Annotated in this window: 29 protein-coding genes, 1 tRNA gene and 1 pseudogene; 25 read left to right on the top strand and 6 right to left on the bottom strand. The window is 66.2% G+C overall.

The window, feature by feature from the left end; translation table 11 throughout:
- Nucleotides 1-57 precede the first annotated feature (57 nt).
- On the bottom strand, nt 58-1,068 hold the full coding sequence (locus tag nbrcactino_RS14640) for an AraC family transcriptional regulator (protein WP_161928249.1): 1,011 nt from the start codon (nt 1,066-1,068) through the stop codon (nt 58-60).
- A gap of 95 nt (nt 1,069-1,163) precedes the next feature.
- Between nbrcactino_RS14640 and nbrcactino_RS14635 the strand changes: the two genes are divergently transcribed.
- The 12 genes from nbrcactino_RS14635 to nbrcactino_RS18050 all read left to right on the top strand — a co-directional run bounded on the left by nbrcactino_RS14635 (nt 1,164) and on the right by nbrcactino_RS18050 (nt 13,219).
- Nucleotides 1,164-3,503 (top strand): arylsulfatase, encoded by a 2,340-nt coding sequence (locus nbrcactino_RS14635; RefSeq protein WP_228460931.1) that lies wholly within the window; start codon nt 1,164-1,166, stop codon nt 3,501-3,503.
- Nucleotides 3,504-3,555: 52 nt separating this feature from the next.
- Entirely contained in the window at nt 3,556-4,515 is a 960-nt protein-coding gene (locus nbrcactino_RS14630; RefSeq protein ID WP_161928248.1) for an MFS transporter, read from the top strand.
- On the top strand, nt 4,512-4,901 hold the full coding sequence (locus nbrcactino_RS14625; RefSeq protein WP_161928247.1) for a YidH family protein: 390 nt from the start codon (nt 4,512-4,514) through the stop codon (nt 4,899-4,901). Before nbrcactino_RS14630 ends, nbrcactino_RS14625 begins: the two co-directional genes overlap by 4 nt.
- A gap of 259 nt (nt 4,902-5,160) precedes the next feature.
- Entirely contained in the window at nt 5,161-5,487 is a 327-nt protein-coding gene (locus nbrcactino_RS14620) for a transglycosylase family protein (protein WP_161928246.1), read from the top strand.
- Between the two features lie 123 nt (nt 5,488-5,610).
- On the top strand, nt 5,611-6,711 hold the full coding sequence (locus nbrcactino_RS14615) for a 3-hydroxyisobutyryl-CoA hydrolase (RefSeq protein WP_161928245.1): 1,101 nt from the start codon (nt 5,611-5,613) through the stop codon (nt 6,709-6,711).
- Nucleotides 6,708-7,490: an enoyl-CoA hydratase-related protein gene (locus nbrcactino_RS14610; RefSeq protein WP_161928244.1), complete on the top strand. Its 783-nt coding sequence runs from the start codon at nt 6,708-6,710 to the stop codon at nt 7,488-7,490. Before nbrcactino_RS14615 ends, nbrcactino_RS14610 begins: the two co-directional genes overlap by 4 nt.
- Nucleotides 7,491-7,674: 184 nt before the next feature.
- Nucleotides 7,675-9,192: a CoA-acylating methylmalonate-semialdehyde dehydrogenase gene (locus tag nbrcactino_RS14605; RefSeq protein ID WP_161928243.1), complete on the top strand. Its 1,518-nt coding sequence runs from the start codon at nt 7,675-7,677 to the stop codon at nt 9,190-9,192.
- 10 nt (nt 9,193-9,202) lie between these two features.
- Nucleotides 9,203-10,363 (top strand): acyl-CoA dehydrogenase family protein, encoded by a 1,161-nt coding sequence (locus nbrcactino_RS14600; protein WP_161928242.1) that lies wholly within the window; start codon nt 9,203-9,205, stop codon nt 10,361-10,363.
- 12 nt (nt 10,364-10,375) lie between these two features.
- Nucleotides 10,376-11,245 (top strand): 3-hydroxyisobutyrate dehydrogenase, encoded by an 870-nt coding sequence (gene mmsB, locus nbrcactino_RS14595; protein ID WP_161928241.1) that lies wholly within the window; start codon nt 10,376-10,378, stop codon nt 11,243-11,245.
- Nucleotides 11,246-11,736: 491 nt separating this feature from the next.
- Nucleotides 11,737-12,369, top strand: a complete 633-nt coding sequence (locus tag nbrcactino_RS14590) for an MspA family porin (protein ID WP_161928240.1) — start codon at nt 11,737-11,739, stop codon at nt 12,367-12,369.
- A 20-nt stretch (nt 12,370-12,389) separates the two neighbouring features.
- Entirely contained in the window at nt 12,390-12,659 is a 270-nt protein-coding gene (locus nbrcactino_RS14585) for a hypothetical protein (protein ID WP_161928239.1), read from the top strand.
- Complete coding sequence (locus tag nbrcactino_RS18050; RefSeq protein WP_186343402.1) at nt 12,656-13,219, top strand: hypothetical protein; 564 nt, start codon at nt 12,656-12,658, stop codon at nt 13,217-13,219. Before nbrcactino_RS14585 ends, nbrcactino_RS18050 begins: the two co-directional genes overlap by 4 nt.
- 43 nt (nt 13,220-13,262) lie before the next feature.
- Here the strand turns inward: nbrcactino_RS18050 and nbrcactino_RS14580 are convergent, their stop codons facing one another.
- On the bottom strand, nt 13,263-14,126 hold the full coding sequence (locus tag nbrcactino_RS14580; protein WP_267130401.1) for an IS3 family transposase: 864 nt from the start codon (nt 14,124-14,126) through the stop codon (nt 13,263-13,265).
- A gap of 14 nt (nt 14,127-14,140) precedes the next feature.
- Nucleotides 14,141-14,425, bottom strand: a complete 285-nt coding sequence (locus nbrcactino_RS14575; RefSeq protein ID WP_161926047.1) for a transposase — start codon at nt 14,423-14,425, stop codon at nt 14,141-14,143.
- 570 nt (nt 14,426-14,995) lie between these two features.
- Here nbrcactino_RS14575 and nbrcactino_RS14570 point away from each other — a divergent pair.
- Entirely contained in the window at nt 14,996-15,256 is a 261-nt protein-coding gene (locus nbrcactino_RS14570) for a hypothetical protein (RefSeq protein ID WP_161928238.1), read from the top strand.
- Nucleotides 15,257-15,258: 2 nt separating this feature from the next.
- Here nbrcactino_RS14570 and nbrcactino_RS14565 read toward each other — a convergent pair whose 3' ends face one another.
- Nucleotides 15,259-16,122, bottom strand: coding sequence for an IS3 family transposase (locus tag nbrcactino_RS14565; protein ID WP_267130401.1), 864 nt, complete (start codon nt 16,120-16,122; stop codon nt 15,259-15,261).
- Between the two features lie 14 nt (nt 16,123-16,136).
- On the bottom strand, nt 16,137-16,421 hold the full coding sequence (locus nbrcactino_RS14560; RefSeq protein WP_161926047.1) for a transposase: 285 nt from the start codon (nt 16,419-16,421) through the stop codon (nt 16,137-16,139).
- 203 nt (nt 16,422-16,624) lie between these two features.
- Here nbrcactino_RS14560 and nbrcactino_RS14555 point away from each other — a divergent pair, with 203 nt between their 5' ends.
- From nbrcactino_RS14555 to nbrcactino_RS14535, 5 genes are all read left to right on the top strand, one after another.
- A complete protein-coding gene (locus tag nbrcactino_RS14555; RefSeq protein ID WP_161928237.1) occupies nt 16,625-17,548 on the top strand; it encodes a hypothetical protein in 924 nt (307 codons plus the stop codon).
- Between the two features lie 10 nt (nt 17,549-17,558).
- Nucleotides 17,559-18,359, top strand: a complete 801-nt coding sequence (locus tag nbrcactino_RS14550; protein WP_161928236.1) for a hypothetical protein — start codon at nt 17,559-17,561, stop codon at nt 18,357-18,359.
- Nucleotides 18,356-18,910, top strand: coding sequence for a hypothetical protein (locus nbrcactino_RS14545; protein WP_161928235.1), 555 nt, complete (start codon nt 18,356-18,358; stop codon nt 18,908-18,910). The genes nbrcactino_RS14550 and nbrcactino_RS14545 overlap by 4 nt, the downstream gene beginning before the upstream one ends.
- Before the next feature lie 213 nt (nt 18,911-19,123).
- Entirely contained in the window at nt 19,124-20,074 is a 951-nt protein-coding gene (locus nbrcactino_RS14540) for a LysR family transcriptional regulator (RefSeq protein WP_161928234.1), read from the top strand.
- Nucleotides 20,075-20,261: 187 nt separating this feature from the next.
- The gene (locus nbrcactino_RS14535) at nt 20,262-20,903 is read left to right on the top strand and encodes a hypothetical protein (protein WP_161928295.1); all 642 of its coding nucleotides are present in this window, start codon (nt 20,262-20,264) and stop codon (nt 20,901-20,903) included.
- Here the strand turns inward: nbrcactino_RS14535 and nbrcactino_RS14530 are convergent, their stop codons facing one another.
- A complete protein-coding gene (locus nbrcactino_RS14530) occupies nt 20,904-21,491 on the bottom strand; it encodes an alpha/beta hydrolase (protein ID WP_161928233.1) in 588 nt (195 codons plus the stop codon). It lies immediately after the preceding gene.
- A 27-nt stretch (nt 21,492-21,518) separates the two neighbouring features.
- On the opposite strand from nbrcactino_RS14530, the gene pgm reads away from it, so the two are divergent.
- The 7 genes and pseudogenes from pgm (at nt 21,519) to nbrcactino_RS18375 (ending at nt 26,783) form a co-directional block, all read left to right on the top strand.
- Complete coding sequence (gene pgm, locus nbrcactino_RS14525) at nt 21,519-23,156, top strand: phosphoglucomutase (alpha-D-glucose-1,6-bisphosphate-dependent) (RefSeq protein ID WP_161928232.1); 1,638 nt, start codon at nt 21,519-21,521, stop codon at nt 23,154-23,156.
- A 79-nt stretch (nt 23,157-23,235) separates the two neighbouring features.
- Complete coding sequence (locus nbrcactino_RS14520) at nt 23,236-23,985, top strand: thioredoxin domain-containing protein (RefSeq protein WP_161928231.1); 750 nt, start codon at nt 23,236-23,238, stop codon at nt 23,983-23,985.
- A 110-nt stretch (nt 23,986-24,095) separates the two neighbouring features.
- Nucleotides 24,096-24,168 (top strand) — tRNA-Ala (locus nbrcactino_RS14515).
- 101 nt (nt 24,169-24,269) lie between these two features.
- Nucleotides 24,270-24,902, top strand: a complete 633-nt coding sequence (locus tag nbrcactino_RS14510) for a LysE family translocator (protein ID WP_161928230.1) — start codon at nt 24,270-24,272, stop codon at nt 24,900-24,902.
- Between the two features lie 212 nt (nt 24,903-25,114).
- Nucleotides 25,115-25,795, top strand: a pseudogene (locus tag nbrcactino_RS18525) (MFS transporter); the annotation flags it as partial.
- A complete protein-coding gene (locus nbrcactino_RS18380) occupies nt 25,705-26,061 on the top strand; it encodes an MFS transporter (protein WP_161928229.1) in 357 nt (118 codons plus the stop codon). The pseudogene nbrcactino_RS18525 and the gene nbrcactino_RS18380, both read left to right, overlap by 91 nt.
- Nucleotides 26,004-26,783 carry an MFS transporter gene (locus nbrcactino_RS18375; RefSeq protein ID WP_161928228.1) on the top strand — a complete coding sequence of 260 codons (780 nt, stop codon included), beginning with the start codon at nt 26,004-26,006 and terminating at the stop codon, nt 26,781-26,783. Before nbrcactino_RS18380 ends, nbrcactino_RS18375 begins: the two co-directional genes overlap by 58 nt.
- The last annotated feature ends 35 nt before the right edge of the window (nt 26,784-26,818 follow it).

The following is a 26,818-nucleotide window of genomic DNA, read 5'->3' as shown; positions in this document are numbered from 1 at the left end:
GCTCCTCCGGCCGGTGGAGCGGGACCGCAATGGGGGAGCGGGAGGAGCCGGGACCTTTCATGCGCCGTTCGTTGATCGGGTACGACGGATGTCGCGCGGTGTCATTCCGAACCAGCGCTTGCACGAGCGGGTCAAGACGCTTTGCTCGGCATAGCCGATCTGGCGGCTCACTTGATCGAATCCGATGGTGGTGTCGACGAGGAGGTGCCGTGCGGTCTCGCGACGGACGTCGTCGACGAGGTCGCCGAACACGGCGTCTTCGGCGGCGAGTCGTCGTTGCAGGGTTTTGGGGTGTAGACCCAGTTGTCCGGCGACGCCGGGCAGTCCGCATTCGCCGAGTGGGAGTGCTTGGCGTACGAGGGTGCGGACGAGGATCGTGGTGCTCGGGCTCACGTCGCCCAGCGTGGTGGTGAGGTAGTCGACGGCCGTTTGTCGGGCGAGGTGGTCGGTTGGCAGTGGACGCGCCAGATCCTCGACGCGAAGACTGAAGCCCGCCACGGGGGCCTGGAATTGCGCGGGGCACCGGAAGTATCCGGCGTAGTCCTCCTCCGAGGTCATCGGCGCATGGGGGAGATGTACGGCTACGGGGCGATAGTCGGCGCCCAGGAATCGTCGGAGCAGTTGGAGGACGACGCCCAGCGACAGCTCGATGGCCTGGGCCTGGTCAGGCTGGGGGTCGAGCCAATAGGAGAATCCGAACCGGCGCAGGTCGGTCTTGCGGTGCGGCACCATCCGGGTGTGGATGGCCGGACTGTAGGAGGCCATGAACGTTTCGAATACCGCGAAGGCGTCGCCGACGGTGGCCGCGTTGCGGCCGGCGAGCCCGACGGCGCCGAGGATCTCGATTCCCTGCCGCTTCGCGAGGCGGCGTCCGAAGTCGGGCACCCGCAGTCCGGCGGCGACGTCCTCCAGCAGCCGGATGCCGTTGCGCAGCGGGATGTAGCGGTCGTGGCAGCCGATGTCGTCAAACGGGACCCGCGCGGCGTCGGCGTAGGCCCGGGCATTCCCGCCGATGGCGTGCACCTGGTCGGTGTATCCGGTCAGCGCAGACCCGCGGATGATCGACATGTCTTGAACTGTCAATTATTGGTCCTCAACTGTCAAGACCCGGACTCGGCCGGAGTCCTACAGTGATCGCATCCTGCGGAGTAGAGGAGTCGACGGTGGCCGCACAAAATGGGGAAACGATCACCAAGCCGAGGTTGCCCGACGGGGGCGTATTGCCCTTTCCGCCGGTGCCCTCGGCGAGTATCGCCGGTCGGACGCTGCAAGAGTCGACCTACCAAGAGCGGTCCATTCCGCAACGGCTGCACGAAGATTCGCCGAATGTCGTCGTCGTCCTCATCGACGATGCCGGCCCCGGGCTGCCCACCACCTTCGGCGGCGAGGTCACCACGTCGACGCTGGATCGGATCTGCGCCGAGGGCGTGACCTACAACAGGTTTCACACGACGGCGATGTGCTCGCCGACCCGGGCGTCGCTGTTGACCGGGCGCAACCACCACGAGATCGGGAACGGGCAGATTGCCGAGTTGGCCAACGATTGGGACGGCTACGCCGGCAAGATCCCGCGGTCGAGTGCCACGGTTGCCGAGGTGCTGAAGCAATACGGTTATGCCACAGCGGCATTCGGCAAGTGGCACAACACCCCGGCGGAAGAGACGACGGCGGCGGGGCCCTTCGACAACTGGCCGACCGGACTGGGCTTCGAGTACTTCTACGGCTTCCTCGCCGGAGAGGCGTCCCAGTACGAACCCAACCTGGTCCGCAATACGACGCAGGTACTTCCTCCCCGGACGCCGGAGGAGGGCTATCACCTCTCCGAAGACCTTGCCGACGATGCCATTTCGTGGCTGCGGCGCCACCGCTCATTCAACGCCGACAAACCGTTCTTCCTGTACTGGGCGAGTGGGTGCCTCCACGGACCGCATCACATCATGAAGCCGTGGGCCGACAAGTACGCGGGGAAATTCGACGATGGCTGGGACGCCTATCGTGAACGGGTGTTCGCGCGGGCCAAAGCCAAGGGCTGGATCCCGGATGATGCTGAGCTGACCGAACGCGACGAGCAACTCGCCGGATGGGACGACGTCCCCGACGATGAGAAGCCGTTCCAGCGCCGCCTGATGGAGGTCGCGGCCGGCTACGGCGAACACGTCGACGTCCAGGTCGGCCGCTTGGTCGACGAGCTCGAAGCGCTGGGGTATGCCGACAACACCGTCTTCGTCTACATCTGGGGCGACAACGGGTCTTCCGGCGAGGGGCAGAACGGCACGATCTCGGAACTCCTGGCGCAGAACGGGATTCCGACAACGGTCCGGCAGCACATCGATGCGCTGGACGAACTCGGCGGACTCGACGTGTTGGGGTCGCCCTTGGTGGACAACCAGTATCACGCCGCCTGGGCATGGGCGGGGAGCACTCCCTACAAGGGGATGAAGCTGATGGCCTCGCACCTCGGGGGTACCCGCAACCCGATGGCCGTGCGATGGCCCAAGGTGATCGCCCCCGACGCCGAACCGCGCGACGTATTCCTCCACTGCAACGACCTGGTTCCGACGATCTACGACATCCTCGGCATTGATCCGCCGCTCGTCGTCAACGGCGAGCCACAGATGCCACTGGCCGGCGCAAGCTTCGCACAGACCCTCGTCGACCGGGATGCACCGGGGGGCAAGTCCACGCAGTATTTCGAGATCATGGGCAGCCGGGCGATCTATCACGAGGGTTGGATGGCGTCGGCCCGCGGCCCGCGGCTCCCGTGGGTGCCCGGCACGCCCGAGGGGATGGCGACCTGGACGCCTGACAACGACGAGTGGGAGCTGTACCACCTCGACGAAGACTGGTCGCAGGCCAACGATCTGGCCGCCGAAGAGCCCGAACGTCTCGCCCAGATGAAGGAAATCTTCATGGTGGAGGCGGCGCGCAACGCGGTTCTCCCCGTCGGCGGTGGACTGTGGGTGCCGGTCTACCACCCCGAATTGCGGATCGCGCCGCCCTATCGCGAGTGGCGGTTCCCCGGGGACATGGTCCGGATGCCGGAGTTCTGTGCGCCCGCGTTGGGCACGAAGAACAACGTCGTCACGATCGATGCCGAGTTCCCGGCCGACGCCAACGGTGTGCTGTATGCGCTTGGTTCGGGGGCCGGTGGGCTGACCTGCTACCTCGACGGCGGCTACCTGGTGTACGAGTACAACCTGTTCCTCATGCAGCGGACCACGATTCGGTCCGAGGAGAAGGTGCCCGCCGGGCATGCCCGCATCGTCATCACGACCGTGCACACCGACGCCTCACCGGCGGGGCCGCTGACGGTGACCATCACCCGCGACGACCAGCCGCTGGCCGGCGGCACGGTTCCGGTGAGCGTGCCGTTGCTGTTCACCGCGAACGACTGCCTCGACATCGGCCGCTGCCTCGGGTCGCCGGTGTCGTTGGCCTACCGGGATCGGGCGCCCTTCCCGTTCACGGGCGAAATCTCCGGCGTGCATGTCGCCTACACCTAGGCGGCACCACCCGCTGACCGCCTCGCGGTGGGGGAGTCGATGGTCGTTGGCGGTGGGATTCCTGATCGAGGCTGTCGCGCTGGGGGTAATGGTTGCCGCCGACGACCTAGTCCTGTTCGTCGGTGCCGCGCTGGTCTACGGCATCGGTCTGGGCTCGGTGGACGCCGCGTGCAACATGCAGGGGGCGCTTGCCGAGGCCAAGGCGTCGCGGCCGGTCTTCGGACGGCTCTACGCCGCCTACACCGCGGCGGCGATTCTCGGTGCGGTGGCGACCGCGGCCGTCCTGTGGCTCCGGCTCCCGGCGCTCTCGGCGATTGCCGGAGCCGCTGTGTTCGGTGTGGTGGTGGCCGGGTTGTCGGTGACGTTCGGCGACCCCTACATCACGGTGCGGACCGGGGCGGACCAGGACAAGCGGCGGCACCGCGAATGCCTCCCGGTGCGCGGCATCGTTCTCACCGGATCGCTGGTGTTCGCCGCATTTGTGGTCGACTCCGCCGTGGCCAGTTGGAGCACGCTCTACCTGCGGGACGGGTTGGCTTCGTCGCCGACGGTGGCCCCGTTCGGGTATGCGGCCTATCTCGCCGTCGTCCTCCTGGGGCGGTTGGCCGCCGATCCCATGGTGCTTGGCTGGGGCCGGAAGACGACCGGCGTCGTCGGCGTCGGGATGGCCCTCGCCGGGTGCCTCATCGTCGCGGCGGTCGCGGCGCCGGCAGCGGCCGTCGCCGGATTCGCATTGGCGGGTGCCGTGGCGGGATTGCTGGTTCCGGTGGCGTTCAGCTGGGCGGGTGAGCTGTCGCCGGCCCGCAGCGACGAGGTGATCGCGCGGGTCAACCTCTTCAATTATGGCGGTGCTATCGTCGGAGCCGTCGCACTCGGCGTCCTCGCCGGCAATGCGGCAAACCTCGGATACGGGTTCGTGCTGCCGGGGTTGGCGCTGGTGGCGGCGATCGGCGTACTGCGGATGATCACGCAGGGAGCCGGTCCCGACAGTGTAGGAGTGGAAGCCTCATGACCGATCCCACGCCGACGGGCCCCGAGCGTCCCGACGCGAATACCCAGCTCGCCGTGGTGCGCACCAATCTCGCGCTGGAGCGGACGATGATGGCGTGGATCCGGACCAGTACGTCGCTGATCGCCTTTGGGTTCACGATCTTCCAATTCTTCGAGTATCGCCGGGCCGAGCACCACGAGACGATTGCGAGTCCGCAAGTGGTGGGGATGATCATGATCGTCGTCGGACTGGTGGCGCTGATCCTGGCCTGGATCCAGCACGAGCGGCAACGGCGCGCCCTGCGAACATACGATTCGGTGCTGGCCTCGTCGCTGGCGGGATTGATGGCCGCGCTGATCACCCTGTTCGGGTTGGTCGCCCTGGTCATCGTCGTGTGGCGCGTATAGCCGGGGAGCCCGTGAATTTCCTGCCCTAAAAGTGGGATTGGCCACAATGCATCTGTCGCCACCGAGGCCTTTGGTAACGGAACGATAACGGCTGCGACCTGCGGTGATGTGCCGGTTCACCGCTTGCTGGAGCAAGCGTTCTGCGGTTTTGTCGATGTGACCTTTGCTTTTCCGGTCAGTAGCTTCTTCACCGATTCGTCAACCGCCGAGATGGCGCTAACCAATCGCGCCCGGCGTGACGTGGAGGAGAAGCATCGAGATGGGCATCAACAAGCTCGCCGTCCGTGCGGCCGTCACGGCCGCGCTGATCATCACCCCGGCGGTCGCCACCGCCACCGCCGCCCACGCCGACGGGCACAACTGGGACGCCGTCGCGCAGTGCGAGAGCGGCGGCAACTGGGCCATCAACACCGGCAACGGCTATTACGGCGGTCTCCAGTTCAGCCTCGGCACGTGGCAGGCGAACGGTGGTGCCGGGATGCCGCACCAGGCCTCGCGCGAGCAGCAGATCTCCGTTGCCGAGCGCGTCCTGGCCAGCCAGGGCGTCGGCGCTTGGCCGAACTGCGGCGGGCGTCTCTACAGCTAGGCCCCTCACCCCGCCCGGTGGGGCGGGCGGCGATCTGCACCCCCACGGGTGCACAAATGCCGCTTGATCGACCGGCCGCTCCGTCGCGACGATGAGTCGCGACGGGTAGGCGAGGGAGATTGAATGGCTGAGACGGCGGTATCCGCACCGGAACTGGTGACGAGTGTTGACGGTCGGGTCGGGCGGATCGTGTTGAACCGGCCCCGCGTCATCAACGCGTTGAACCATCCGATGGTCACCCAGATGGCCGCCGTGCTCGATGAGTGGAAGCGCGACCCGGAGGTAAGCGCGGTGGTCATCACCGGCGCCGGCGAGCGCGGTCTGTGCGCCGGCGGCGATATCGCGGCGATCCACCGCGACGCCGCCGCGATGGCCGGGTCCACCGACGACGTCGCTGCGGCGAACACCCCGTCGGCCGCGTTCTGGCGCGACGAGTACCACCTCAACGCGGCGATCGGCGACTATCCGAAGCCGGTCGTGGCGGTGATGGACGGCATCGTGATGGGCGGCGGCGTCGGCGTCTCGGGTCACGCATCGATCCGCGTCGCCACCGATCGGACGCGACTGGCCATGCCCGAGGTCGGCATCGGCCTGGTGCCCGACGTCGGCGGGACCTGGTTGCTGTCGCACTTGTCCGACGAACTGGGCACCTATGCCGCACTGACGACGACCAGCCTCGACGGCGCCGATGCCGTCGCGGTCGGGCTGGCGACGCACTATGTGCCGGCCGACGCGCTGGAGCCGTTCCTGCTCGCGCTGGCCGACCAGACTCCAGAGGAGGCGCTGGCGGCGCACGCCGTCACCGCCCCCGAGTCGGCGTTGGCCGCCCAGCGGGAGTGGATCGCCGAGGCATTCGCCGGTGACTCGGTGTCGCAGATCCTGGCGCGCTGCGCGGCCGGGGCCCAGTCGGCGGTCAAAGCCGGCGCCAAGATCGCGGCCATGTCGCCGATGGCCCTGACGGTCACTTTGGGCGCGTTGCGCGCCGCGGCGTCGGATGCGACCCTGCGCGACACCTTGAAGCGCGAGTACCGGACTTCGCTGCGCTGCCTGCAATACCCCGACCTCGCCGAGGGGATCCATGCGAAAGTCATTGAGAAGGGCCGCGATCCGGTGTGGGCGATAGCCGAGCTCGACGACATCGACCCGTCGCGCGCGGCCGGCTTCACCGCACCGCTGCCCGATGGCTGTGAACTCACCTTCGACGAGACAGGAACCCACCGATGACCGACGCCGACTATGCCACCATCCTCGTCGAGGTCCGGGACCGGACCGGACTGATCCGGCTCAACCGGCCCAAGGCTCTCAACGCGTTGAACACCGAGCTGATGACCGAAGTCGTCGCGGCGGCCAAGGCCTTCGACGCGGACCCGGGAATCGGGGCGATCGTGCTCGCCGGCTCCCCGCGGGCCTTCGCGGCCGGCGCCGATATCAAGGAGATGGCCGGGAAGGGCTTCAGCGAGATGGTCGCCGAACAGTTCTTCGGCGAGTGGGACTCGTTGTCGCGGCTGCGCACCCCGACGATCGCCGCGGTCACCGGTTACGCGCTCGGCGGTGGCTGCGAGCTGGCGATGCTGTGCGACATGATCGTGGCGGGTGAGTCGGCGAAGTTCGGGCAACCCGAGATCAACCTCGGCGTCATCCCCGGCATCGGCGGGTCACAGCGCCTGACCCGGGCGATCGGCAAGGCCAAGGCGATGGACCTGATCCTCACCGGCCGGTCGATCGGCGCCGCCGAGGCCGACGCGCTGGGCCTGGTGTCGCGCGTCGTCGCCGACGAGGAGGCCGAGGCGACCGCGTTCGAGATGGCGGCGCAGATCGCGGCCAAGTCGTCGATCGCGACGGCGGTGGCCAAGGAGGCGGTGAACCTGGTTTTCGAGACCGGGCTGGCCGAGGGGGTGCGCGCCGAGCGGGCGCTGTTCTACTCGACCTTTGCCACCGAGGACCAGACCGAGGGAATGGCTGCCTTCGTGGAGAAGCGCGACCCGCACTTCACCCACCGATAGATGCATCTACGCACAGCGAAGGCCGCTGGGTCGTGCAAATCTGCACTGGCGTCCTGCAGCTTTGTCCGTTGACCCTGCCAGCCGATCCGGCTGATAGTGAGACGGTCACCACATCGATCATCACGAGATCGATCACCACACCGATCACCACCGACCACGAAGACGCCACCGGGAGGGCGAGACGATGACCAAGACCATTGACCAGTACATCGACGGCAAGCGAGTGCCGGGAGCCGGTGCGTCCTACGACGTCTACGACCCGAGCACCGGAAAGGTGCAGTCGCAGCTGCTGTTCAGCACCCCCGACCAGATCGACGCGGCCGTGCGCTCGGCTGTCGCCGGGCAGCGCGAGTGGGCCGCGATGAACCCGCAGCGGCGCGCTCGCGTCCTGATGAAGTTCATCGAGCTGGTGAACGCCAACATGGACGAGCTCGCCTCCACGCTTTCGGCCGAACACGGCAAGACCCTGGCCGACGCCCGCGGCGACGTCCAGCGCGGCCTGGAGGTCATCGAGTTCTCCGTCGGCATTCCGCACCTGCTCAAGGGCGAGTACACCGAAGGTGCCGGCACCGGCATCGATGTCTACTCGATGCGCCAGCCGCTCGGCGTCGTCGCCGGAATCACCCCGTTCAACTTCCCCGCGATGATTCCGCTGTGGAAGGCCGGGCCCGCCCTCGCCTGTGGCAACGCCTTCGTGCTGAAGCCGTCCGAGCGCGACCCGTCGGTGCCGGTGCGCCTGGCCGAGCTGTTCACCGAGGCAGGCCTGCCCGACGGTGTCTTCCAGGTGGTGCACGGCGACAAGTCCGCCGTCGACGCACTGCTCACCCACTCCGACATCAAGGCCGTCGGCTTCGTCGGCAGCTCCGAGATCGCGCACTACATCTACACGAACGCCGCCGAGAACGGGAAGCGCTGCCAGGCCTTCGGTGCGGCCAAGAACCACATGATCGTCATGCCCGACGCCGATATCGAGCAGGCCGCCGATGCGCTCATCGGCGCCGGCTACGGCTCGGCCGGCGAGCGCTGCATGGCCATTTCGGTGGCCGTGCCGGTGGGGGAGAAGACCGCCGAGGCACTGCGCACCAGGCTCGTCGAGAAGATCGCCGACCTGCGGGTGGGCCACAGCCACGACGAGAAGGCCGACTACGGCCCGCTGGTCAGCGCCGCCGCGCGCGAACGGGTGCTCGGCTACATCACCAAGGGCGTCGACGAGGGCGCCGAGCTCGTCGTCGACGGCAGCGGCCAGGGCAGCACCGACTCGGAGTTCGACGGCAACGACCTGTCCGGCGGCTTCTACCTCGGCCCCACCCTGTTCGACAAGGTGACCACCGACATGTCGATCTACACCGACGAGATCTTCGGCCCGGTGCTGACGATCGCCCGCGTCGACACCTACGAAGAAGCCCTCGCGCTGCCCACCGAGCACGAATACGGCAACGGGGTGGCGATCTACACCCGCGACGGCGGCACCGCCCGCGACTTCGTCTCCCGCGTCGAGGTCGGCATGGTTGGCGTCAACGTGCCGATCCCGGTGCCGGTGGCCTACCACACCTTCGGCGGCTGGAAGAAGTCCGGCTTCGGCGACCTGAACCAGCACGGCCCATCGTCGATCATGTTCTACACCCGCACCAAGACGGTGACGTCGCGGTGGCCCGACCACATCACAGGCGGGGCTGAATTCTCCATCCCGACGATGAAGTAGGCGGACGACGATGCCCTACCCCCGGTTGGACGACGACGATCGGCTCATCGTCGACGCCGCGCGCGGCTTTGCCCAGAAGCGGTTGGCGCCGAACTCCCTGAAATGGGATGCCGACCACCACTTTCCGGTAGCGGAGATGAAGGAGGCGGCGGAGCTCGGCATGGCCGCCATCTACACGCGCGAGGACGTCGGCGGTGCCGGTCTGCGGCGCCTCGACGGCGTCCGGATCTTCGAGGAACTCGCCAAGGGCGACCCGGTGACCGCCGCGTTCCTATCGATCCACAACATGTGCACGTGGATGGTCGACTGCTACGGGACCGCCGAGCAGCGCGAGCGCTGGGTGCCGGGGCTGGCGACGATGGAGTCGATGGCCTCCTACTGCCTCACCGAGCCGTCTGTTGGGTCGGACGCGGCGGCGCTGGCGACCAGTGCCCGGGCCGACGGCGACGGCTACGTCCTGCGCGGGACCAAACAGTTCATCTCCGGCGGCGGCGTCTCCGACGTCTACGTCGTGATGGCGCGCACCGGGGACACCGGGGCGCGCGGCATCTCGGCCTTCATCGTCGAGAAGGATGCGCCGGGGCTGTCCTTCGGGCCGCCGGAGGAAAAGATGGGCTGGCACAACCAGCCCACCGCCCAGGTGATCTTCGACGACGTGCGGGTCTCCGCCGACGCGCTGATCGGCGGTCCCGACGGTGTCGGCGCCGGCTTCTCGATGGCGATGAACGGGCTCAACGGCGGGCGCATCAACATCGCGGCGTGCTCGCTGGGCGGCGCCCAGGCCGCCTATGACGCGGCGCTGGCCTACACCGCCGACCGGGAGGCATTCGGCACGCCGCTGATCGGGGAGCCGACCATCCGGGCGACACTCGCCGACATGGCGACCTCGCTGGAGGTGTCGCGGCTGATGCTGTGGCGCGCGGCCGAGGCCCTCGACAACGGGGACCCGGACAAGGTCGAACTGTGCGCGATGGCGAAGCGGTTCGTCACCGACACTTGCTTCACCGTCGCCGACCAGGCGCTGCAATTGCACGGCGGGTACGGCTACCTGCACGAGACCGGGGTCGAGAAGATCGTTCGCGACCTGCGCGTCAACCGGATCCTCGAGGGGACCAATGAAATCATGCGGATGGTGATCGGCCGCGCCGAGGCCGCCCGTCTCAAGAACTGAACGGAGCAGATCATGAGTGTCATCGCGTTTGTGGGGCTGGGCAACATGGGGTTGCCGATGGCGGTCAACCTCGTCAAAGCCGGTCACCGGGTCGCCGGATTCGACGCGTCGCAGGTGGCAGTCGCGGCCGCGGCCGAGGCCGGTGTCGACACCGTCGAGACCGCCGAGGCGGCCGTCGACGGTGCCGATGTCGTCATCACGATGCTGCCCAGCGGGGCGATCGTGAAGTCGGTCTACGACTCGGTGCTGCCGAAGGCCAAGCCGGGCACCCTGTTCATCGACTCGTCCACGATCGCCGTCGGTGATGCGCGCGAAATCAACACGCAGGCCACCGAGGCCGGCATGCTGCAGATCGATGCGCCGGTGTCCGGCGGTGTCAAGGGCGCCACGGCGGGGACACTGGCCTTCATGGTCGGCGGCGAGGAGCAGGCGGTGGCCGCCGCCGCGCCGATCCTCGAGCCGATGGCCGGCAAAGTCGTGCCGTGCGGCGACAGCGGCAACGGCCAGGCGGCCAAACTGTGCAACAACATGATCCTGGCCGTCCAGCAGATCGCCGTCGGGGAGGCATTCGTCCTTGCCGAGAAGCTGGGCCTCACCCCGCAGGCGCTCTACGACGTCGTGACCGGGGCGACTGGGAACTGTTGGGCGCTGCACACGAATTGCCCGGTGCCGGGGCCGGTGCCGACCGCCCCGTCGGGCAACGAGTTCCGACCCGGATTCGCCACCGCGCTCATGAACAAGGATCTGACGCTCGCGATGGACGCGGTGACCCAGACCGGGAGCTCGGCGCCGCTCGGGTCGGCCGCGGCAAAGCTCTACTCGGATTTCGCCGCCGACAATGCGCACTTGGACTTCAGCGCGATCATCCAAACCCTGCGCTGAATACGCGCGGGTCGGGTCCCGCCGCGTTGGGTGAAATTGGGACCGACCGTCGGTCGACGGTGACCTCACCCCAGTCCAGGATCGAGGACGGTCACCCGTTCCGTTCCGGTATTGCACCCGGTTGTTCACCAATCGACTCAAGGCGGCGAAGCTTCCAGTGATCACCGTTGCGTAACCTTCAGCGTGCCTCCAGTCATCGCGTTCACCGACTCGACCGGCGGCGATGCGTTCACGCCTTCCTCGGCGCATGGCCCCGGCTCGCGCGCGACGACAACCCTCTGCGCCTTATGGCGCGCTAACGCCTGGCAAGGCCTATTCCGTAACTGCCTTCACCTTGCTGATCACGGAAGGGACTAAAGTCCCTCCCGTGCTCTGACTTGCACATAGTTGACGTGTTACTCCGGTTTACATCGAACATATGCTGCGTGATAGCAAACTTCGTGTGATGGTTGCTCCTGATAGGGGCTCATCAACGAGGGGGAACGAATCTGATGCGGGGGAAACTCGGTGCCGCACTGTGCTGCGCCGCACTGACCACCACTGCCTTGTTCGTCGGTCCGGGCACCGCGACCGCGGCCCACCCGTTCGCTGATCGGTCGATTGTGCGGGTGACCGATGACGGGTGGCGGATCACCCTGTCGAAGAAGCGTGAACGGGTCCGTAGCGTGCCACCACTGGACCAATCCCCGTGGACGCGTGAGGGGTTCTTGACGTTGCGGGGCACCGTGTCGATCACCGGGGCCGCCAAGATTCCGGTGAACTCGGGGTCGATGAGTTCAGGCTTTCATATCGCCTGCAACACCGACATCTCCTCCGGCGTCTCGTTGGGCATCCTGGCCGGGCCGACAGCGCAGATGTCGATCTCCTATCCGCCCGCGGCCATCATCGGCGTCCAAGCCCTGGGCAACATTTCCACCACCGTGCGTCCTGGTGCGATCTACGACATTCCCTTCGGATCTAAAGCCCTCACCGGCCCCACAGCGGGGATCGGTTTGGAAGGGGTGCACGCCAAAGTCGCCGGCTGCCTGGGCCCGGTCTCGGTGCGCGCCTACGTACGCATCGGGCTGTCGACCCCGACCAACGACGACACCTTCCACCTCTACGGCAAACCCCACTACCTCTAAACCGGCAAGGACCATCCCCGATGCCCGCACCCCACGCCACGAGCACGCCGACTGATACGGCACCCGACACCACCGGCCGCACTATCCCCTTGAGCGCACTGATCCAACTGATTGTCGGCACCGCTCTCCTGGTTGCTGCGGCCGCGGCCCTGCCGCGCCTGTCAGGCTGGGCCGACGATCACGGCACGATCGTGGTGTTCCTCGCCTTCTTCCTGCTCATGTCCCTGGCCGGGCGCTGGTTCTGGGCCGGCATCGACACCCTCATCGCCGCGGTCAAAGGACACCGGTGACCAGTACACCCCGCGGGCGCAGGTACCGGTGGCGTTGGATCGCTGCCCTGACCGCAGTCCTGGCAACAGGGTTGACCGGGATCGCGATCCTGCTCGCGGTCACCGCCCATCCCGGCACCGCCCATGCTGATCCGTTGTGTGATCAGATGCGCCGCGAACACGGGCCCTACTGGCCGTGCATCAACGTGCCCACCTACACCCCGCTACCCACCCAATACACCGCACCACCCACACCCACCACCGGAAACAACAGCAACGGCCCCAACGTCGGCGGCGAACCAGGCACCGGCCCCGGAACAAGCAACGCCACCCCCATCATCCCCGTCCCCGGCTACCGCGCGCCCGGACTACCCGGCCAACAACCACCCGCGCCGCCGCAGCAGACCCGGCAACAGCAGGCTCCGCCGGCACAGACCGGCCAACCGACACCGCCGCAGTCACCTCGGCCCGCTCCGCAGCCACCGACCCCACCACAGGTGCAGCAACCAGCGCCGCAGACTCCCGCTGTTGCCCCCGGGCAACGGGTGCCCGATGTCAGTGACACCACCACGCCTGATTGAGGTGCCCGGCGTTTCCTGGACAGCTAATTGTCAGAAATTAGTGTCACGCCGATACCGATCGACTGAACCAGTCAGATTCTACCCGATTAGGCGTCGAATAGTCCAGTGCCGAATGACGCCGGCTACTATTGTAGCGTAGTTCGATGTATCGCGTGATGTCCTTCTTTGCGCGTTCTCGCGTCGGATATTGTTTTCGGTTCACGCACTCATTCTTCAGGGTTCCGTTGAACGACTCGGCCCAAGCGTTATCGTAGCAAACCCCAGTGCGACCAACAGATCTTAGGACACCGTGATCGGTGGCGCAGGATGCAAATGCTGTTGACATGTATTGGCTTCCGCGGTCGCTGTGAAATATTGTGACACCCGCAGTGAAAGGAACATTTTCAGCAGCCTTATCGAGAGCGGCTACAACCAAATCTGATGTCATCCGATCACTCATCGCATAGCCGACCACCTTTTTGCTGAAACAATCCAGTACCGTCGCCAAAAACAGCCAGCCTTCCCACGTTCTGATGTAGGTGATGTCGCCGCACAGCTTACGGCCGGGAGCCTGGGCAGTGAAGTCACGGCACACCAGGTCGGGCAGGCCGCCGGCATCGGCAGCTATGGTCGTCACCAGTCGCTTCGGCCCTGGCTGGCAGGGCCTCAGGCCGCGCTCACGCATGATCTTTCGGACGGTGTCATCGTCGATGTCGATCCCGCTGTCGAGCAAGTCGGCATGGATCCGGCGGTAGCCGTACGTCTGCTCGGAGGCTTCGAAGAACACTTCGATCATGTCGCCGATCCGCTGACGCCACTTGGCGTGCGCGGACTCGGCCCGGTGCTTCCATTCATAAAAACCGGACCGAGAAACACGCAGGACCGCACACATCAGAGACACAGAGTGATTGCCTTCCTCGTCAAGAATGAAACCGAACCGATCTACGGTTGAGACTTCTTGGCGAAGAAGGCAGTCGCTTTTCCCAAAATCTCGACCTCCTCCTTCAACCGCGCATTCTGTCGACGCAGACGAATCAATTCATCGCGTTCGGACTCATTGAGTTGATCTTCCAACTCCGGATGCTCCTTCCGATAAATCTGAACCCACCGAGACACAGACTGCTCCGAGACGCTGTTCTCTTTCGCGACCGCCGAGATCGGCCGCGAATGCTCGATCACCTCCAACGCGATGGAGGACTTAAACTCAGCAGAATACTTCCGTGGCATACGAATGCTCCCATTCCAGCTCAACCCGACAATAGTCGGGAGACTGTCCAGGAACCGCCGGGCGGGTCAGACATTCCGATATGGGCGTGGCTACTGGCCGGTGCAGCCGCTGCCGTTGGCGCAGCACGCCCGTCGACACGCGCACGGCGTCAAGTCGCAGCAGTCGTCGCGCCACCGCCGCCAGCCCATGACCAAACACTCATTCCCCCAGCGCCGGGACCCTCCGACGGTGAGAATTACCAGCTGGCCAACCCGCCGACCCACCACGGCGACACCGGCCCCGGCAGCGGCACGGGTTCAGGGCCAACTAGCACCGGGCCCGAGCGGTCGCAACGGACGCCGCCCACAAACTCTGGCCCGGGTGGGCAAGGCTCGTCACCATCTCTGCTGCCCGCGGGCCTGGGGGCACTTTTGCGGATCCCCAGGATGCTGAGAATCCCACTACCGGTGCCGGCTGTCCCTGACAGTAGGGGGGCGAAGCCGTCCGCACCGCCGGCCGATGCACCCGTACCTCCCAACGTGCAACGGATACTGCGCGAACTAGAGGACGAACTACGCCGAGCACAAGGCATGTTCGAAGAGTTCCGCAAAGGCTCCTACCGGGAGTTCCGCGAGGCGTGGCGCATCAACGAGGGATGGCTCCGCTCCTTCGAGGAGCAAATTCCCAGCGACATCGACCCAAAGCTGCGAGAGCGTATTGAGGACTTGATCTCCAAGTCCCGCCAATTCTTCAACGACGTCGACAAATGGTTCCGCGACAACCACTACAACACCCTGCCCGAACCACTGAGGTGCCCGGCGTTTCCTGGACAGCTAATTGTCAGAAATTAGTGTCACGCCGATACCGATCGACTGAACCAGTCAGATTCTACCCGATTAGGCGTCGAATAGTCCAGTGCCGAATGACGCCGGCTACTATTGTAGCGTAGTTCGATGTATCGCGTGATGTCCTTCTTTGCGCGTTCTCGCGTCGGATATTGTTTTCGGTTCACGCACTCATTCTTCAGGGTTCCGTTGAACGACTCGGCCCAAGCGTTATCGTAGCAAACCCCAGTGCGACCAACAGATCTTAGGACACCGTGATCGGTGGCGCAGGATGCAAATGCTGTTGACATGTATTGGCTTCCGCGGTCGCTGTGAAATATTGTGACACCCGCAGTGAAAGGAACATTTTCAGCAGCCTTATCGAGAGCGGCTACAACCAAATCTGATGTCATCCGATCACTCATCGCATAGCCGACCACCTTTTTGCTGAAACAATCCAGTACCGTCGCCAAAAACAGCCAGCCTTCCCACGTTCTGATGTAGGTGATGTCGCCGCACAGCTTACGGCCGGGAGCCTGGGCAGTGAAGTCACGGCACACCAGGTCGGGCAGGCCGCCGGCATCGGCAGCTATGGTCGTCACCAGTCGCTTCGGCCCTGGCTGGCAGGGCCTCAGGCCGCGCTCACGCATGATCTTTCGGACGGTGTCATCGTCGATGTCGATCCCGCTGTCGAGCAAGTCGGCATGGATCCGGCGGTAGCCGTACGTCTGCTCGGAGGCTTCGAAGAACACTTCGATCATGTCGCCGATCCGCTGACGCCACTTGGCGTGCGCGGACTCGGCCCGGTGCTTCCATTCATAAAAACCGGACCGAGAAACACGCAGGACCGCACACATCAGAGACACAGAGTGATTGCCTTCCTCGTCAAGAATGAAACCGAACCGATCTACGGTTGAGACTTCTTGGCGAAGAAGGCAGTCGCTTTTCCCAAAATCTCGACCTCCTCCTTCAACCGCGCATTCTGTCGACGCAGACGAATCAATTCATCGCGTTCGGACTCATTGAGTTGATCTTCCAACTCCGGATGCTCCTTCCGATAAATCTGAACCCACCGAGACACAGACTGCTCCGAGACGCTGTTCTCTTTCGCGACCGCCGAGATCGGCCGCGAATGCTCGATCACCTCCAACGCGATGGAGGACTTAAACTCAGCAGAATACTTCCGTGGCATACGAATGCTCCCATTCCAGCTCAACCCGACAATAGTCGGGAGACTGTCCAGGAACCGCCGGGCGGGTCACACCAGCTCCGTCCGCGCCCCCACAACCCGGCGACACCGAGCCCACACCCCAACCAGGCGACGACCCGTCGACGTCGCAACCTGGCGATAACGAACCGTTGCCTCAGGCTCCCGGCGACGACCCCGCACCACCGATGGGTGATCCGCCGCCAGAGGCTCCCGGTGAACCTGACACCGCACCAGAAGGCGACCCGCAGCGACCACCCGAGATCCCGGACCGCACCGAACCCGACGATGGCGGACCGGCCGACGAGGAACAACCAGATCCAGATCCACGCACGTACGATCCCCTGCACCGCACCCCCGAAGGCGGCAGAGAGGCACCCGGGGCGCCCGAGGACGACCGCCCCCAGGCGCCATCCGTCATCCCACCCGAATCACCCGAAGGCCCCGAACCCCTACCGTTCGCACCGCCACGGGGAGCACCGAATGACTGGCTGCGCGACATCATCGCCAAAGCAGTCGACGAATTCGCCGACGAACTCGAGAAGTTCGGCGACCAACTCGTACCGCCTGGACCACCCGAGGCGCCCGACACGGGTTACGGCGAGGACGATATCGTCGACCGCATTCGTGAGCTACTCGGGCATGCCGCGAACTATGCGTTGGTGCTGGCACTCGAATGGCTCGCTATCCGCGCCAGGTACTTCGTCGACTGGTTGCAGCGAGCACTGCTGGGAACCATCGCCCATAACTTCTTCGAATACCTAGTCGACAACTTCATCGTTCCCGAGTTAGACGCGTGGTTCGGCCCAGACATCGCACTGCGCCTGGAGATGTCCTTCAAACGCGGTCAGCCGCCAAAAGACAATCGAAGGCGCCTCGAAGAGGATCGGGCTCCTCGCGGAAGCAAAGGCAGTATCCGTCCAGATGTGATCTTGACGACCATCCGCGACGGGGTCGAGGAGGTGCTGCGTGTGTTTGATCTGAAGACCGGGAAGGCCGGTATCGATTCCAACTGGCGCCAAGCGCTTGCTATCACGCTCGGTATCGCCGAAGACCTGATCGAGGAACTACGACCTGCCGGGCCGATCGTTGACCCGGCGCCGGCGACTTAGGATGCGACCTATGGGAATGAGTGCACGTGAGTGGAAGACCGTGGCCGAGGACACGGTCACGATCCTCGGTGAACCTTGGCGCACGGTCGGCAAAGGACGCCGGTTGCGGATCATCCGTCAACCGGTTGGGTGGTGGCTGCAAGGTATCGACTACGAGAACACCAGTGTGGGGAAGTGGGAAGCGTACGGCTACTTCTTCGGCCAAACCGTCTACGACCGGCCCGGCGGCGATCATGGTGACGACGCCAGACGTGTCTTCCTTCGAGACCCAGCAAAGCCTAATCGCGTAGTCACCCGGGTCACACCCGAGAACACTGCAGCCTGGACTCGTCTCGTCGATGAGCAAGTCTTCCTTCGCTATCGGGGTGCCGCCGAGATTAACCGATGGCCAGAGTTGGTGGCCGATGCTCTCTGGCGCGAGCCTGGCTGGCGCAACGCCCCTGACGTTGACTACTCGTCTCATGAAGATCAACTGAGTAGGGCCGGGATGATCCAGTCGTTGTGCGGGGCCAAGCCACGGTTCGAGTTGGTGGAGACACTGGACTGGTTGATCGCTCTTGCCGGCGACGGGGACCCCGAGATGCGTTTGTCACCGCGTCCGGCGTCGGAGTACCTCGCCGATATCCGAGAGGCGATCGCCGCGCGCGACCGTGCTGGTTTTGAGAACGTGATCAACACCCACCGCATTGAAAGCCTCACAGCCGTCGCCGTACCGGAATCGATGATCGGACCGGTCGTCTTCCCTCAATCGAAGTACCGGTGGTGGGAGGACGATCAAATCAACGAAGAATACAAGGAGACCCCAACGTGAGTTCTTATGGTGTGGCTGTGATCGCCGACGTCCCCGATACCGAGGCTGCTGAACAAACCATTGCCCAGCTCAAAGCGGCCACCGAGCCGATCTTCGGGGACGTCCTCGATGACGTCGATATCGCCGTCGAGGAAACCGACGATGGGGCTCGTCTCAGCTTCTACGCACCCTTCATGATCCTTGAAGTCTTCGCCGAACCAGGCTTCGACGGTGTCGGCCCCGGACGGGCGGTCGTCGCCGACGATGCCGACGAACACGGAGTCACCCTGGCCGTGTGGGAACTGACCACCGGCCCCGCACGGTTGGTGTACCAAACCCACATCGACTACCCCGACGCCGAACCAGCCCCCACCGCCGACGGCTCATCGCGTCGACTGATTCAAGGCCAAACGGCCGCCGAGCAAGCCGCGGCCCTGTTCGGCGGTGACCCGCAACCCTTCCTCGACATCGAAGACGACCCTAGCCCCGTCGTCGACAACCTCGGCACCATCGGCACCCCCTTCGACCCCTGGCTCACCGCACTCGGCCTCAACTGGCCCGTTGGCGACTAAGGCAACACCGCGCCATCCCTGCCTCGCTGGTGTCGAGTGGCCATCAGCCTCTCGCCGTCGATGTCCACGACGTCCTCGGCGACCCGAAGATGAAGATGCTCGGTCGGTCTGGGACGTCCCGATACAGCAGCGGGAACTCGCGACGCTCAAGGCCATACGCACCGCTCACCTACGGGAGCACGTGGCGGCAGGGTGATGTGGTAGTAATCCGCTATGGCGCAGCAGCACCCCGGCCCCGGCGACTCGTCCACCGGATCGGTGTCGGCCGAGGACATTAGGGCCGATGACCTGCGCTTCCTGCACGCCGTCGCCCAGACCGGCAGTCGTTCGGTGGCGGCCGCCAATCTCGGCGTCGACACCAGCACGGTGACCCGGCGCATCCGTGCGCTGGAGAAGGCGCTGGGTGTCCGCCTCGTCGAGAACGGGGTGTCGGGCTGGGTGTTGACCGAGACCGGTCGGACCGTCGCCGCGGCGGCCGGGGCGATCGAGGCGGCGGTCGGGGATGCCGTCGCGGCGGTGGCGGGAAGCAGTGCGTCGGCGCTGCGCGGCCACGCCCGGGTGACCGCGCCCGACGGATTCGGCGCGTACTTCATCGCCCCGGCATTGGTGCGGCTGCGGGAACGGCATCCCGATCTGACCGTCGAACTCATCACCACCACCCGGCAGCTGAATCTGTTCCAGTCCGGCTTCGACGTCGCCGTCTCGGTGGGCGAGGCCATGAGTAGGCAGCTCGTCAGCGAGCAGATCGCCGTTTACGAATTGGGGCTGTACGCCACCGACGGGTACCTCGACGCGCACGGCGTGCCGGCCACGGTGGCCGAACTGCGCGGACATCCGCTGATCTGGTACGTCGACTCGCTGCTGCGGGTGGAGGACCTCGATCTGGACAAGCACATCCCCGGGATGGTCGCCCAGTTCGGCTCGACGAGCATCTTCGGGCAGGTCGAGGCGACCCGGGCCGGGGGCGGTATCGGGTTGCTGCCGGTGTTCGTCGCGCGGCGGCACCCGGAGCTGCGACGCGTCCTCGCCGACGAGGTGGCGGTGCGGTTGGGCTTCACCCTCGCCGCCCGGCGGGAACGCATCTCCAATCCGGTGGTCGAGGCGATCCGGGCCGCCATCCACGAGGAGTTGCGCGACCGCGCCCACGAGTTGGTGTCGGGCTAGCCGGTTCGTCGGATCGAGTGGCGCCCTCATTCCCCGTCGCCTACCGTGGTCGGTGGGCAATTGGCGCCGTGCCGATGGCCATCTCCTGCGATGACGGGACACCGGTATGGGCGGGTACACGCGCGAGACAGTTGGCCAGGGCGAGACCGGCGACGAGGGTGAGACCGGCGTCTTGGCGGCGCCCAAGATGCTCACCGCACCGCGCATGGCGGCGGTGGCCGGCATCGTCTTCGCCGTCCTGTTCGCGATCGTCTTGGTCCTGTTGCACGGCACGCTCGAGCACGACTTCGCTTCGGGTGCACCGCTTTCCGACGAGCGGCGCACCCGGCTGACAATCGCGATGAAGCTGATGCCCTTCGCCGGCATCGCCTTCCTCTGGTTCATCGCGGTGATCCGCGACGGCTTGGGCCGGGCCGAGGACCGCTTCTACGCCACGGTGTTCCTCGCGAGCGGGATCGTCTTCTTGACGATGATGTTCGTCGCCACGGCGATCGCCGCGGGTCTGGTGACGGGGACCGCGCACGGCGATCCGCACCTCCCGCCCGGCGTGGTGAGCTTCGGGGCCGCAGCGGCGGCCACCGCGAGCAAGACGTTCGCCCTGCGGATGGCCGCGGTCTTCATGATCTCGCTGGCGACGATCTGGTGGAAGACCCGGCTGATGCCGAAGTGGCTCGCACTGGTCACCTACGCGGGTGCGCTGACGCTGCTGGTGATCGGCGACCTGTCGCAGTGGGTGACGCTGTCCTTCCCGACCTGGGTGCTGGTCGTCAGCCTCGTCATGGTGTCCCGGGCGGGCCGGACCGACCCCGGTCTGCGCCCGGCGGGCTGATCAGCGCAGGTCGCGCAGCAGGCCGTCGATGAAGCCGATGGCCGACCCCTGCCAGGTGCCGAGGTGGTCGAGCATGGCGTGCCCGCCACCGGGAACCTCGACGTAGGTCGCGTCGACCCCGCGCTCGCGCAGTTCGTCGACGCCCTTGGCCGTCCGGTGGGCGAAGGTGGTCCGGTCCGCCGAGCCGTGCACGGCGAGAACCCTGGCCCCGCCGTGGATTTCGCGCCAATCGGCGAACTGCCACCACGGTGCGAGCCCGAGGATGCCGAGGACCCGGCGGTCGGCCCCGAGTTGAGCGGCCACGCGCCCGCCCATCGAATGGCCGATGACCGCGACGGGCATCCCCGGATTGCGGCGGGTCATCGTCTCCAACGCGGCGCGGGCGTGCCACATGGGGCTGGCCTGGCCGCCGTTCCAGCCGTAGACGCGGTAGCGCACCTGCTCGACGTCGACGGCACCGCGGAAGCGCGCCTGCAGCGACCAGGTGAACGGATACATGCGCATCGCCGAGCCCTGGAGTGGCGAAAACGGCTTGTAGGAGAAGTCGGTACCGCCGGGCAGAACGAGAACGCCGAGTCGAGGAGCCATACCGGCAATGGTGGCAGACTGGGCACCATGGCTGCCCATCCGCGTGCCGGCACACCGGCCACCGCCGAGGACCTCATCGACGTCGCCGCCGTTGAGCGGGCCTACTACGAACTGGCGCCCGATCCGCACGACCCCGGCCAACAGGTGGTTTTCGGGACCTCGGGGCACCGCGGGTCCAGTCTCGACGGGGCATTCAACGAGCCGCACATCCTGGCGACGACCCAGGCCATCGTCGAATACCGCTCTCAGGCCGGGATCACCGGTCCGCTGTTCATCGGGTTCGACACCCACGCCCTGTCGATCCCGGCGTGGCGGACCGCGCTGGAGGTGCTCGTGGCCGGCGGCGTCGACGTGCGCACCGCGACCGGCGACGCGGTGACGCCCACCCCCGCGATCAGCCGCGCCATCCTCGAATTCAACGAGAACAACGAGGCGCGCGCCGACGGGATCGTCGTCACGCCCAGCCACAACCCGCCGCGCGACGGCGGGTTCAAGTACAACCCGCCGTCGGGCGGGCCGGCCGATTCGGCGGTCACCGCCACCATTGCCAGCCGCGCCAACCAGATCCTCGCCGAAGGGATGCGGTCGGTGCACCGGGTGCCGTTCGAGAAGGCGCGCGCGGCGGCGGCGGACTACTCGTTTCTCGACCACTACCTCGACGCACTCGGGTCGGTGGTCGACCTGGCCGCCATCGCCGACGCCGGGGTCAAGATCGGTGCCGACCCCCTCGGCGGCGCCTCGGTGGACTATTGGGCGGCAATCGGCGAGCGGTTCCTGCCGTCGTTGACGGTGGTCAACCCGGCCACCGATCCGACGTTTCGCTTCATGACCCTCGACACCGACGGCAAGATCCGGATGGACTGCAGTTCGCCCAACGCGATGGCATCGCTGATCGGCGCGAAGGACCGCTACGACATCGCCACCGGCAACGATGCCGACTCCGACCGGCACGGGATCGTGACCCCCGACGGCGGGTTGATGAACCCCAACCACTATCTGGCCGTCGTCATCGACTACCTGTTCACCCACCGCGACGGGTGGGGTGCTGACGCGGCCGTCGGGAAGACGATCGTCTCGTCGTCGTTGATCGACCGGGTGGTCGCCGGGATCGGGCGCCGCCTCGTCGAGGTGCCGGTCGGCTTCAAATGGTTCGTCGACGGGTTGTTGAGCGGGGACATCGCCTTCGGCGGCGAGGAGAGCGCCGGGGCGTCGTTCCTGCGGTTCGACGGCCGACCGTGGTCGACCGACAAAGACGGGATCATCTTGGCGCTGTTGGCGGCGGAGATCCTGGCCGTCACCGGGCGCAGCCCCAGCGAGCGGTTCGCCGAGCTGGCCCAGCGCTACGGCACCTCGTCGTATGCGCGCGTCGACGCCCCGGCCGACCGCGAGCAGAAGGCGGTGCTCGCGGCACTGACCCCCGACCGCGTCACCGCGCGCGAACTCGCCGGCGAGGAGATCACCGCGGTCCTCACCCGCGCGCCGGGCAACGACGCCCCGATCGGCGGGCTGAAGGTGACCACGGCCAACGCCTGGTTCGCGGCCCGGCCGTCGGGAACCGAAGACGTGTACAAGATCTATGCCGAATCCTTCCGCGGCGACGACCACCTGCGCGCGGTGCAGCAGCAGGCGCAGGAACTGGTCGACGCGGTGCTGGCCCAGCGGTGAGAGTCTCAGACGGGTCTCAGTGCCGCTCGGGTAGCGTTCTTGCCCAGGTAAACCCTTTCCGGATACAAGGAGCCATCACGTGAGTGCCAAATCGGGCCCCGCGATTCCCAATGTGCGGGGCGGCTACAAGCCCCAGTCGACGTCGAACGTGCTGACCTACGTTCTCGTGACCATTTCGGTGATCGTGCTGGCCGCACTGATCATCGGCGGTGTCGTGCTGACCGCGAACCGCGAGAAGGACTCCGGTCTGGATCCCAACGGGACCGTCACCTCGGGAAACACGGATCTGACCGTCGGCTCGGCGACCGCGCCGGTGACGATCGACCTATTCGAGGACGCGCTGTGCCCGGCTTGCGGCATGTTCGAGAAGTCCCAGGGCGAAGAGGTTGCCGACGCGGTCCGCGGCGGCAAGCTCCGCGTGCGGTTCCACATGCTGAACTTCCTCAACGAGAGCTCGCCGTCGCGGGACTACTCCACCCGAGCCGCCGCCGCAATGCAGTGTGTGGCGGGGGAGAAGAACCAGGAACTGTTCCTCAAGTTCCACAGCGCGCTGTTCCAGCAGCAGCCGATGGAGGGCGGCAGCAGCGACCACAGCAACGACGATCTGGCGAAGATTGCGCGTGAGGCCGGCGCCAACGAGGCCACCCAGCGCTGCATCGCCAACGGCACCCAGGTCGATGCCGCGGCCAAGGCCGCCCAGGAGTCGGTGAACCAGCTGTCGAAGGCCGTTGGCGGCAATGTCAGCACGCCGTCGGTGCTGCTGGAGGGCAAGAAGGTCGACCACTCCAACCCGGACTGGTTGAAGAACATCTTGAAGGACCAGCAGTAGTCGCGGTGACCGCCTCCGCGATTTGGAGGCGGTCATCGCCATGGTGTAGTTTCGCTAATGCGCTTGCGACGCCCGAAGGGGTCCGCGAGCGCGAGTGAAAACTACACAACGGGGCTATGGCGCAGCTGGTAGCGCACCACACTGGCAGTGTGGGGGTCAGGGGTTCGAGTCCCCTTAGCTCCACCGTAGAAACCCAGGTCGGAGTAGATTTCTGACCTGGGTTTCGTCATTTCCAGAACCGCGAGTGGCGAGGTAGGCGGATCGCCCGGTGTTAGGTTGACGGCGTGACTGTCGCAAGTGCTCTGGTCGGCTTCGCCGCGGTGGCGGTGTTGTTGACCATCGTGCCCGGGTTGGATTCGGCGCTTATCCTTCGCAGCGCGCTGACTCGTTCCAAGACGTACGCATTCTCAACCGCTCTCGGCATCCAGGCGGGAACCCTGGTGTGGGGAGCGGCCGCCGGTGTCGGGGCCACCGCGGTGCTCGCTACCTCCGAGACCGCGTACCGGATTCTGTCCCTGCTCGGCGCCTGCTATCTCGTGTGGATGGGCGTATCCCTTCTGGTGTCCAGCGTCCGTCGACACACGGTGACAGAGCAGAAGCCACCGGTTCCGAAAGGCGGCGTATGGCGCGGCGCGTCAGCGGGCCTGTTGACCAACCTGCTGAATCCGAAGGTCGGCGTCTTCTACCTCGCCACGATTCCGCAGTTCATGGTCTCGGGAATCCCACCACTGGTCATGGGTGTTCTGTTGGCGCTCGTGCATTGCGCGTTGGGCATGGTGTGGTCGACGTTCCTGGTGCTCGGCGGCTCTGCCCTGCGGGCACGCCTGCGGTCGGCGTCGTTCGTGCGATGGGTGGATCGTGTCACCGGCGGCGTGCTGATTGCTTTCGGAGCCCGGCTCGCACTCAACGCCCGATAGCAGCCACATCGAGAACAACCTGGGACCACCGTGGTGAAGCTGGCACAGTTCATCCACTGGAGCGGGCCAACCCGACCCGGACCACGCGGTCGCCGCCGGGGCCCGATGCGTCGGGTACTCCGAGGACTACCTGGCCCTGACGGTCGACGACGACCGGACGGGGATCGTCCTGCTACCCCTGCGCAGCGGCGTGCCGGCACAACGCCTACCCGATGCCACCGGATTCGTCGCGGGCAGACCGATTGCGGTGTCGGCCGAGTCGTCGACGCTCACGGTGTTTCCGCCGGTTCGAGGATGAGCCGAGGGCCCACTCGGCGAAAACAAGGGCCCACTCGGCGAAAACAAGGGCCCACTCGACGGAGATGAGGGCCCAGTCGGCGAGAAAGAGGGCCCAGTCGGCGGAGATGAGGGCCCAGTCGGCGAATGGGGGCGATTGTAAGCTACATAGTGTAACTTGTGGGATCCCCGACGCGGTGGTCTCCGCCTCTCCAACAGCGGGACTCGCGTCCAGCGAGCTCGAGGAGCGCCATGACCCAGCGGGACGTCGTCCAACCGGCCACCGGTCAGCTCGGGGCCAGAACCCACAAGCCTGGCGGATCCTGCTGCTCCTGGCGGCCGCCAACGTGATGAACTTCTACGACCGTGCCCTGCCCGCGATCGTGATCGAGCCGATCAAGGACGAGTTCGGACTCAGCGACGCACAGATCGGTTTTCTCAGCGCGTCGTTCATCGTGGTCTACGCGGTCGCCGGCATCTGGCTCGGTCGACTCGCCGACACCGGCCGCCGACGCCGGATCATGGGGTGGGGCCTGGTCGTCTGGAGCATCTTCACCGCACTGTCCGCCGGTGCCTGGAGCTTCCTGTCGATCTTGCTCATCCGCTTCGGCGTGGGTATCGGCGAGGCCTCCCACGGCCGGCCGCCAACTCCCTCATCGCCGACCTCTTCCCGCCGGTCCGGCGCTCGCGCGCAGTGGCCGTCCTGCAGTTCGGCATCCCGGTCGGCACCATCTTGGCCTTCTTCACCACCGGGCTCATCACCGACGCCTTTGACAGCTGGCGCGCCCCGTTCCTCGTGGCAGCCGTCCGGGTCTCATCCTGGCTGTGCTCCTGCTGCGTATCGACGAACCCGCGCGCGGTGCCGCCGACGACGTGTCCGTGACGGTCGACCCGGGGACCGACGACAGGGGGATCCTCGGCGTGTGGCGCACCGTGTTCGCGGCGCCGACCATGCGCTGGTTGGTCGTCAGCGGTATCGGCCTGCAGGTTGCCGCCTACAGCCTGACCACCTTCCTGGTCCCGCTGCTGCAGCGCTACTACGGCCTCAGTCTGACCGTCGCGGGCCTGCATGCCGGCGTCGTGCTCGGTCTGGCCTCGCTGCTCGGACTCGTCGTCGGGGGTGTGATCTCGGATCGACTCAGTCGGCGGTCAGCCGGCCACCGCGTCTTCCTGGGCGGCTTCACGTTGCTCCTGGCGGCGCCGATCGCCTGGCTCGCCTTCCGGATCGGACCCGACCACCTCACCCTGTTCGTGGCGACCATCTCGCTGGTGTCGTTCCTCCAGTTCTTCTTCCACACCTCAGCCCTGCCGGCCATTGCCGACGTCAACCCGCCGCACCTGCGGTCACAGGCGACGGCCATGTTCTTCGCCGGCTGCTACCTGTTCGGCGGAGCGCTGGGACCCATCGCCACCGGAATGATCTCCGACGCGCTGGCCGTCGCCGGTCACGGCGTGAGCGCCGAGGCCTACGGCCTCAACCAGGCGCTGCTGATCATGATGCCGATCGCGTTGTTGCTGGCCGGTGTCGGATTGGTGGGCGCGGCCGCGCACCGCCAACCGGGACCGCGACCGGCTGGGCCGCGGCACCGGTCGGTGAGGGCCTGACCGGGCGGCCGTGGGCCGGATCTCCGGTACCCGCC

It is taken from the genome of Gordonia crocea, assembly GCF_009932435.1.
GTDB classification, from domain to species: domain Bacteria; phylum Actinomycetota; class Actinomycetes; order Mycobacteriales; family Mycobacteriaceae; genus Gordonia; species Gordonia crocea.
Note: the sequence above shows the minus strand (reverse complement) of the source record. Positions and strands in the feature narration are given on the sequence as shown.

Bases quoted from the DNA above. Each gene is read 5' to 3' on its own strand.
- nbrcactino_RS14640 (WP_161928249.1), bottom strand. From the start codon at position 1,068: ATGTCGATCATCCGCGGGTCTGCGCTGACCGGATACACCGACCAGGTG.
- nbrcactino_RS14625 (WP_161928247.1), top strand. From the start codon at position 4,512: ATGACCGATCCCACGCCGACGGGCCCCGAGCGTCCCGACGCGAATACC.
- nbrcactino_RS14620 (WP_161928246.1), top strand. From the start codon at position 5,161: ATGGGCATCAACAAGCTCGCCGTCCGTGCGGCCGTCACGGCCGCGCTG.
- nbrcactino_RS14615 (WP_161928245.1), top strand. From the start codon at position 5,611: ATGGCTGAGACGGCGGTATCCGCACCGGAACTGGTGACGAGTGTTGAC.
- nbrcactino_RS14610 (WP_161928244.1), top strand. From the start codon at position 6,708: ATGACCGACGCCGACTATGCCACCATCCTCGTCGAGGTCCGGGACCGG.
- nbrcactino_RS14605 (WP_161928243.1), top strand. From the start codon at position 7,675: ATGACCAAGACCATTGACCAGTACATCGACGGCAAGCGAGTGCCGGGA.
- nbrcactino_RS14600 (WP_161928242.1), top strand. From the start codon at position 9,203: ATGCCCTACCCCCGGTTGGACGACGACGATCGGCTCATCGTCGACGCC.
- mmsB (WP_161928241.1), top strand. From the start codon at position 10,376: ATGAGTGTCATCGCGTTTGTGGGGCTGGGCAACATGGGGTTGCCGATG.
- nbrcactino_RS14590 (WP_161928240.1), top strand. From the start codon at position 11,737: ATGCGGGGGAAACTCGGTGCCGCACTGTGCTGCGCCGCACTGACCACC.
- nbrcactino_RS14585 (WP_161928239.1), top strand. From the start codon at position 12,390: ATGCCCGCACCCCACGCCACGAGCACGCCGACTGATACGGCACCCGAC.
- nbrcactino_RS14575 (WP_161926047.1), bottom strand. From the start codon at position 14,425: ATGCCACGGAAGTATTCTGCTGAGTTTAAGTCCTCCATCGCGTTGGAG.
- nbrcactino_RS14570 (WP_161928238.1), top strand. From the start codon at position 14,996: ATGTTCGAAGAGTTCCGCAAAGGCTCCTACCGGGAGTTCCGCGAGGCG.
- nbrcactino_RS14560 (WP_161926047.1), bottom strand. From the start codon at position 16,421: ATGCCACGGAAGTATTCTGCTGAGTTTAAGTCCTCCATCGCGTTGGAG.
- nbrcactino_RS14555 (WP_161928237.1), top strand. From the start codon at position 16,625: ATGGGTGATCCGCCGCCAGAGGCTCCCGGTGAACCTGACACCGCACCA.
- nbrcactino_RS14550 (WP_161928236.1), top strand. From the start codon at position 17,559: ATGGGAATGAGTGCACGTGAGTGGAAGACCGTGGCCGAGGACACGGTC.
- nbrcactino_RS14540 (WP_161928234.1), top strand. From the start codon at position 19,124: ATGGCGCAGCAGCACCCCGGCCCCGGCGACTCGTCCACCGGATCGGTG.
- nbrcactino_RS14535 (WP_161928295.1), top strand. From the start codon at position 20,262: ATGCTCACCGCACCGCGCATGGCGGCGGTGGCCGGCATCGTCTTCGCC.
- nbrcactino_RS14530 (WP_161928233.1), bottom strand. From the start codon at position 21,491: ATGGCTCCTCGACTCGGCGTTCTCGTTCTGCCCGGCGGTACCGACTTC.
- pgm (WP_161928232.1), top strand. From the start codon at position 21,519: ATGGCTGCCCATCCGCGTGCCGGCACACCGGCCACCGCCGAGGACCTC.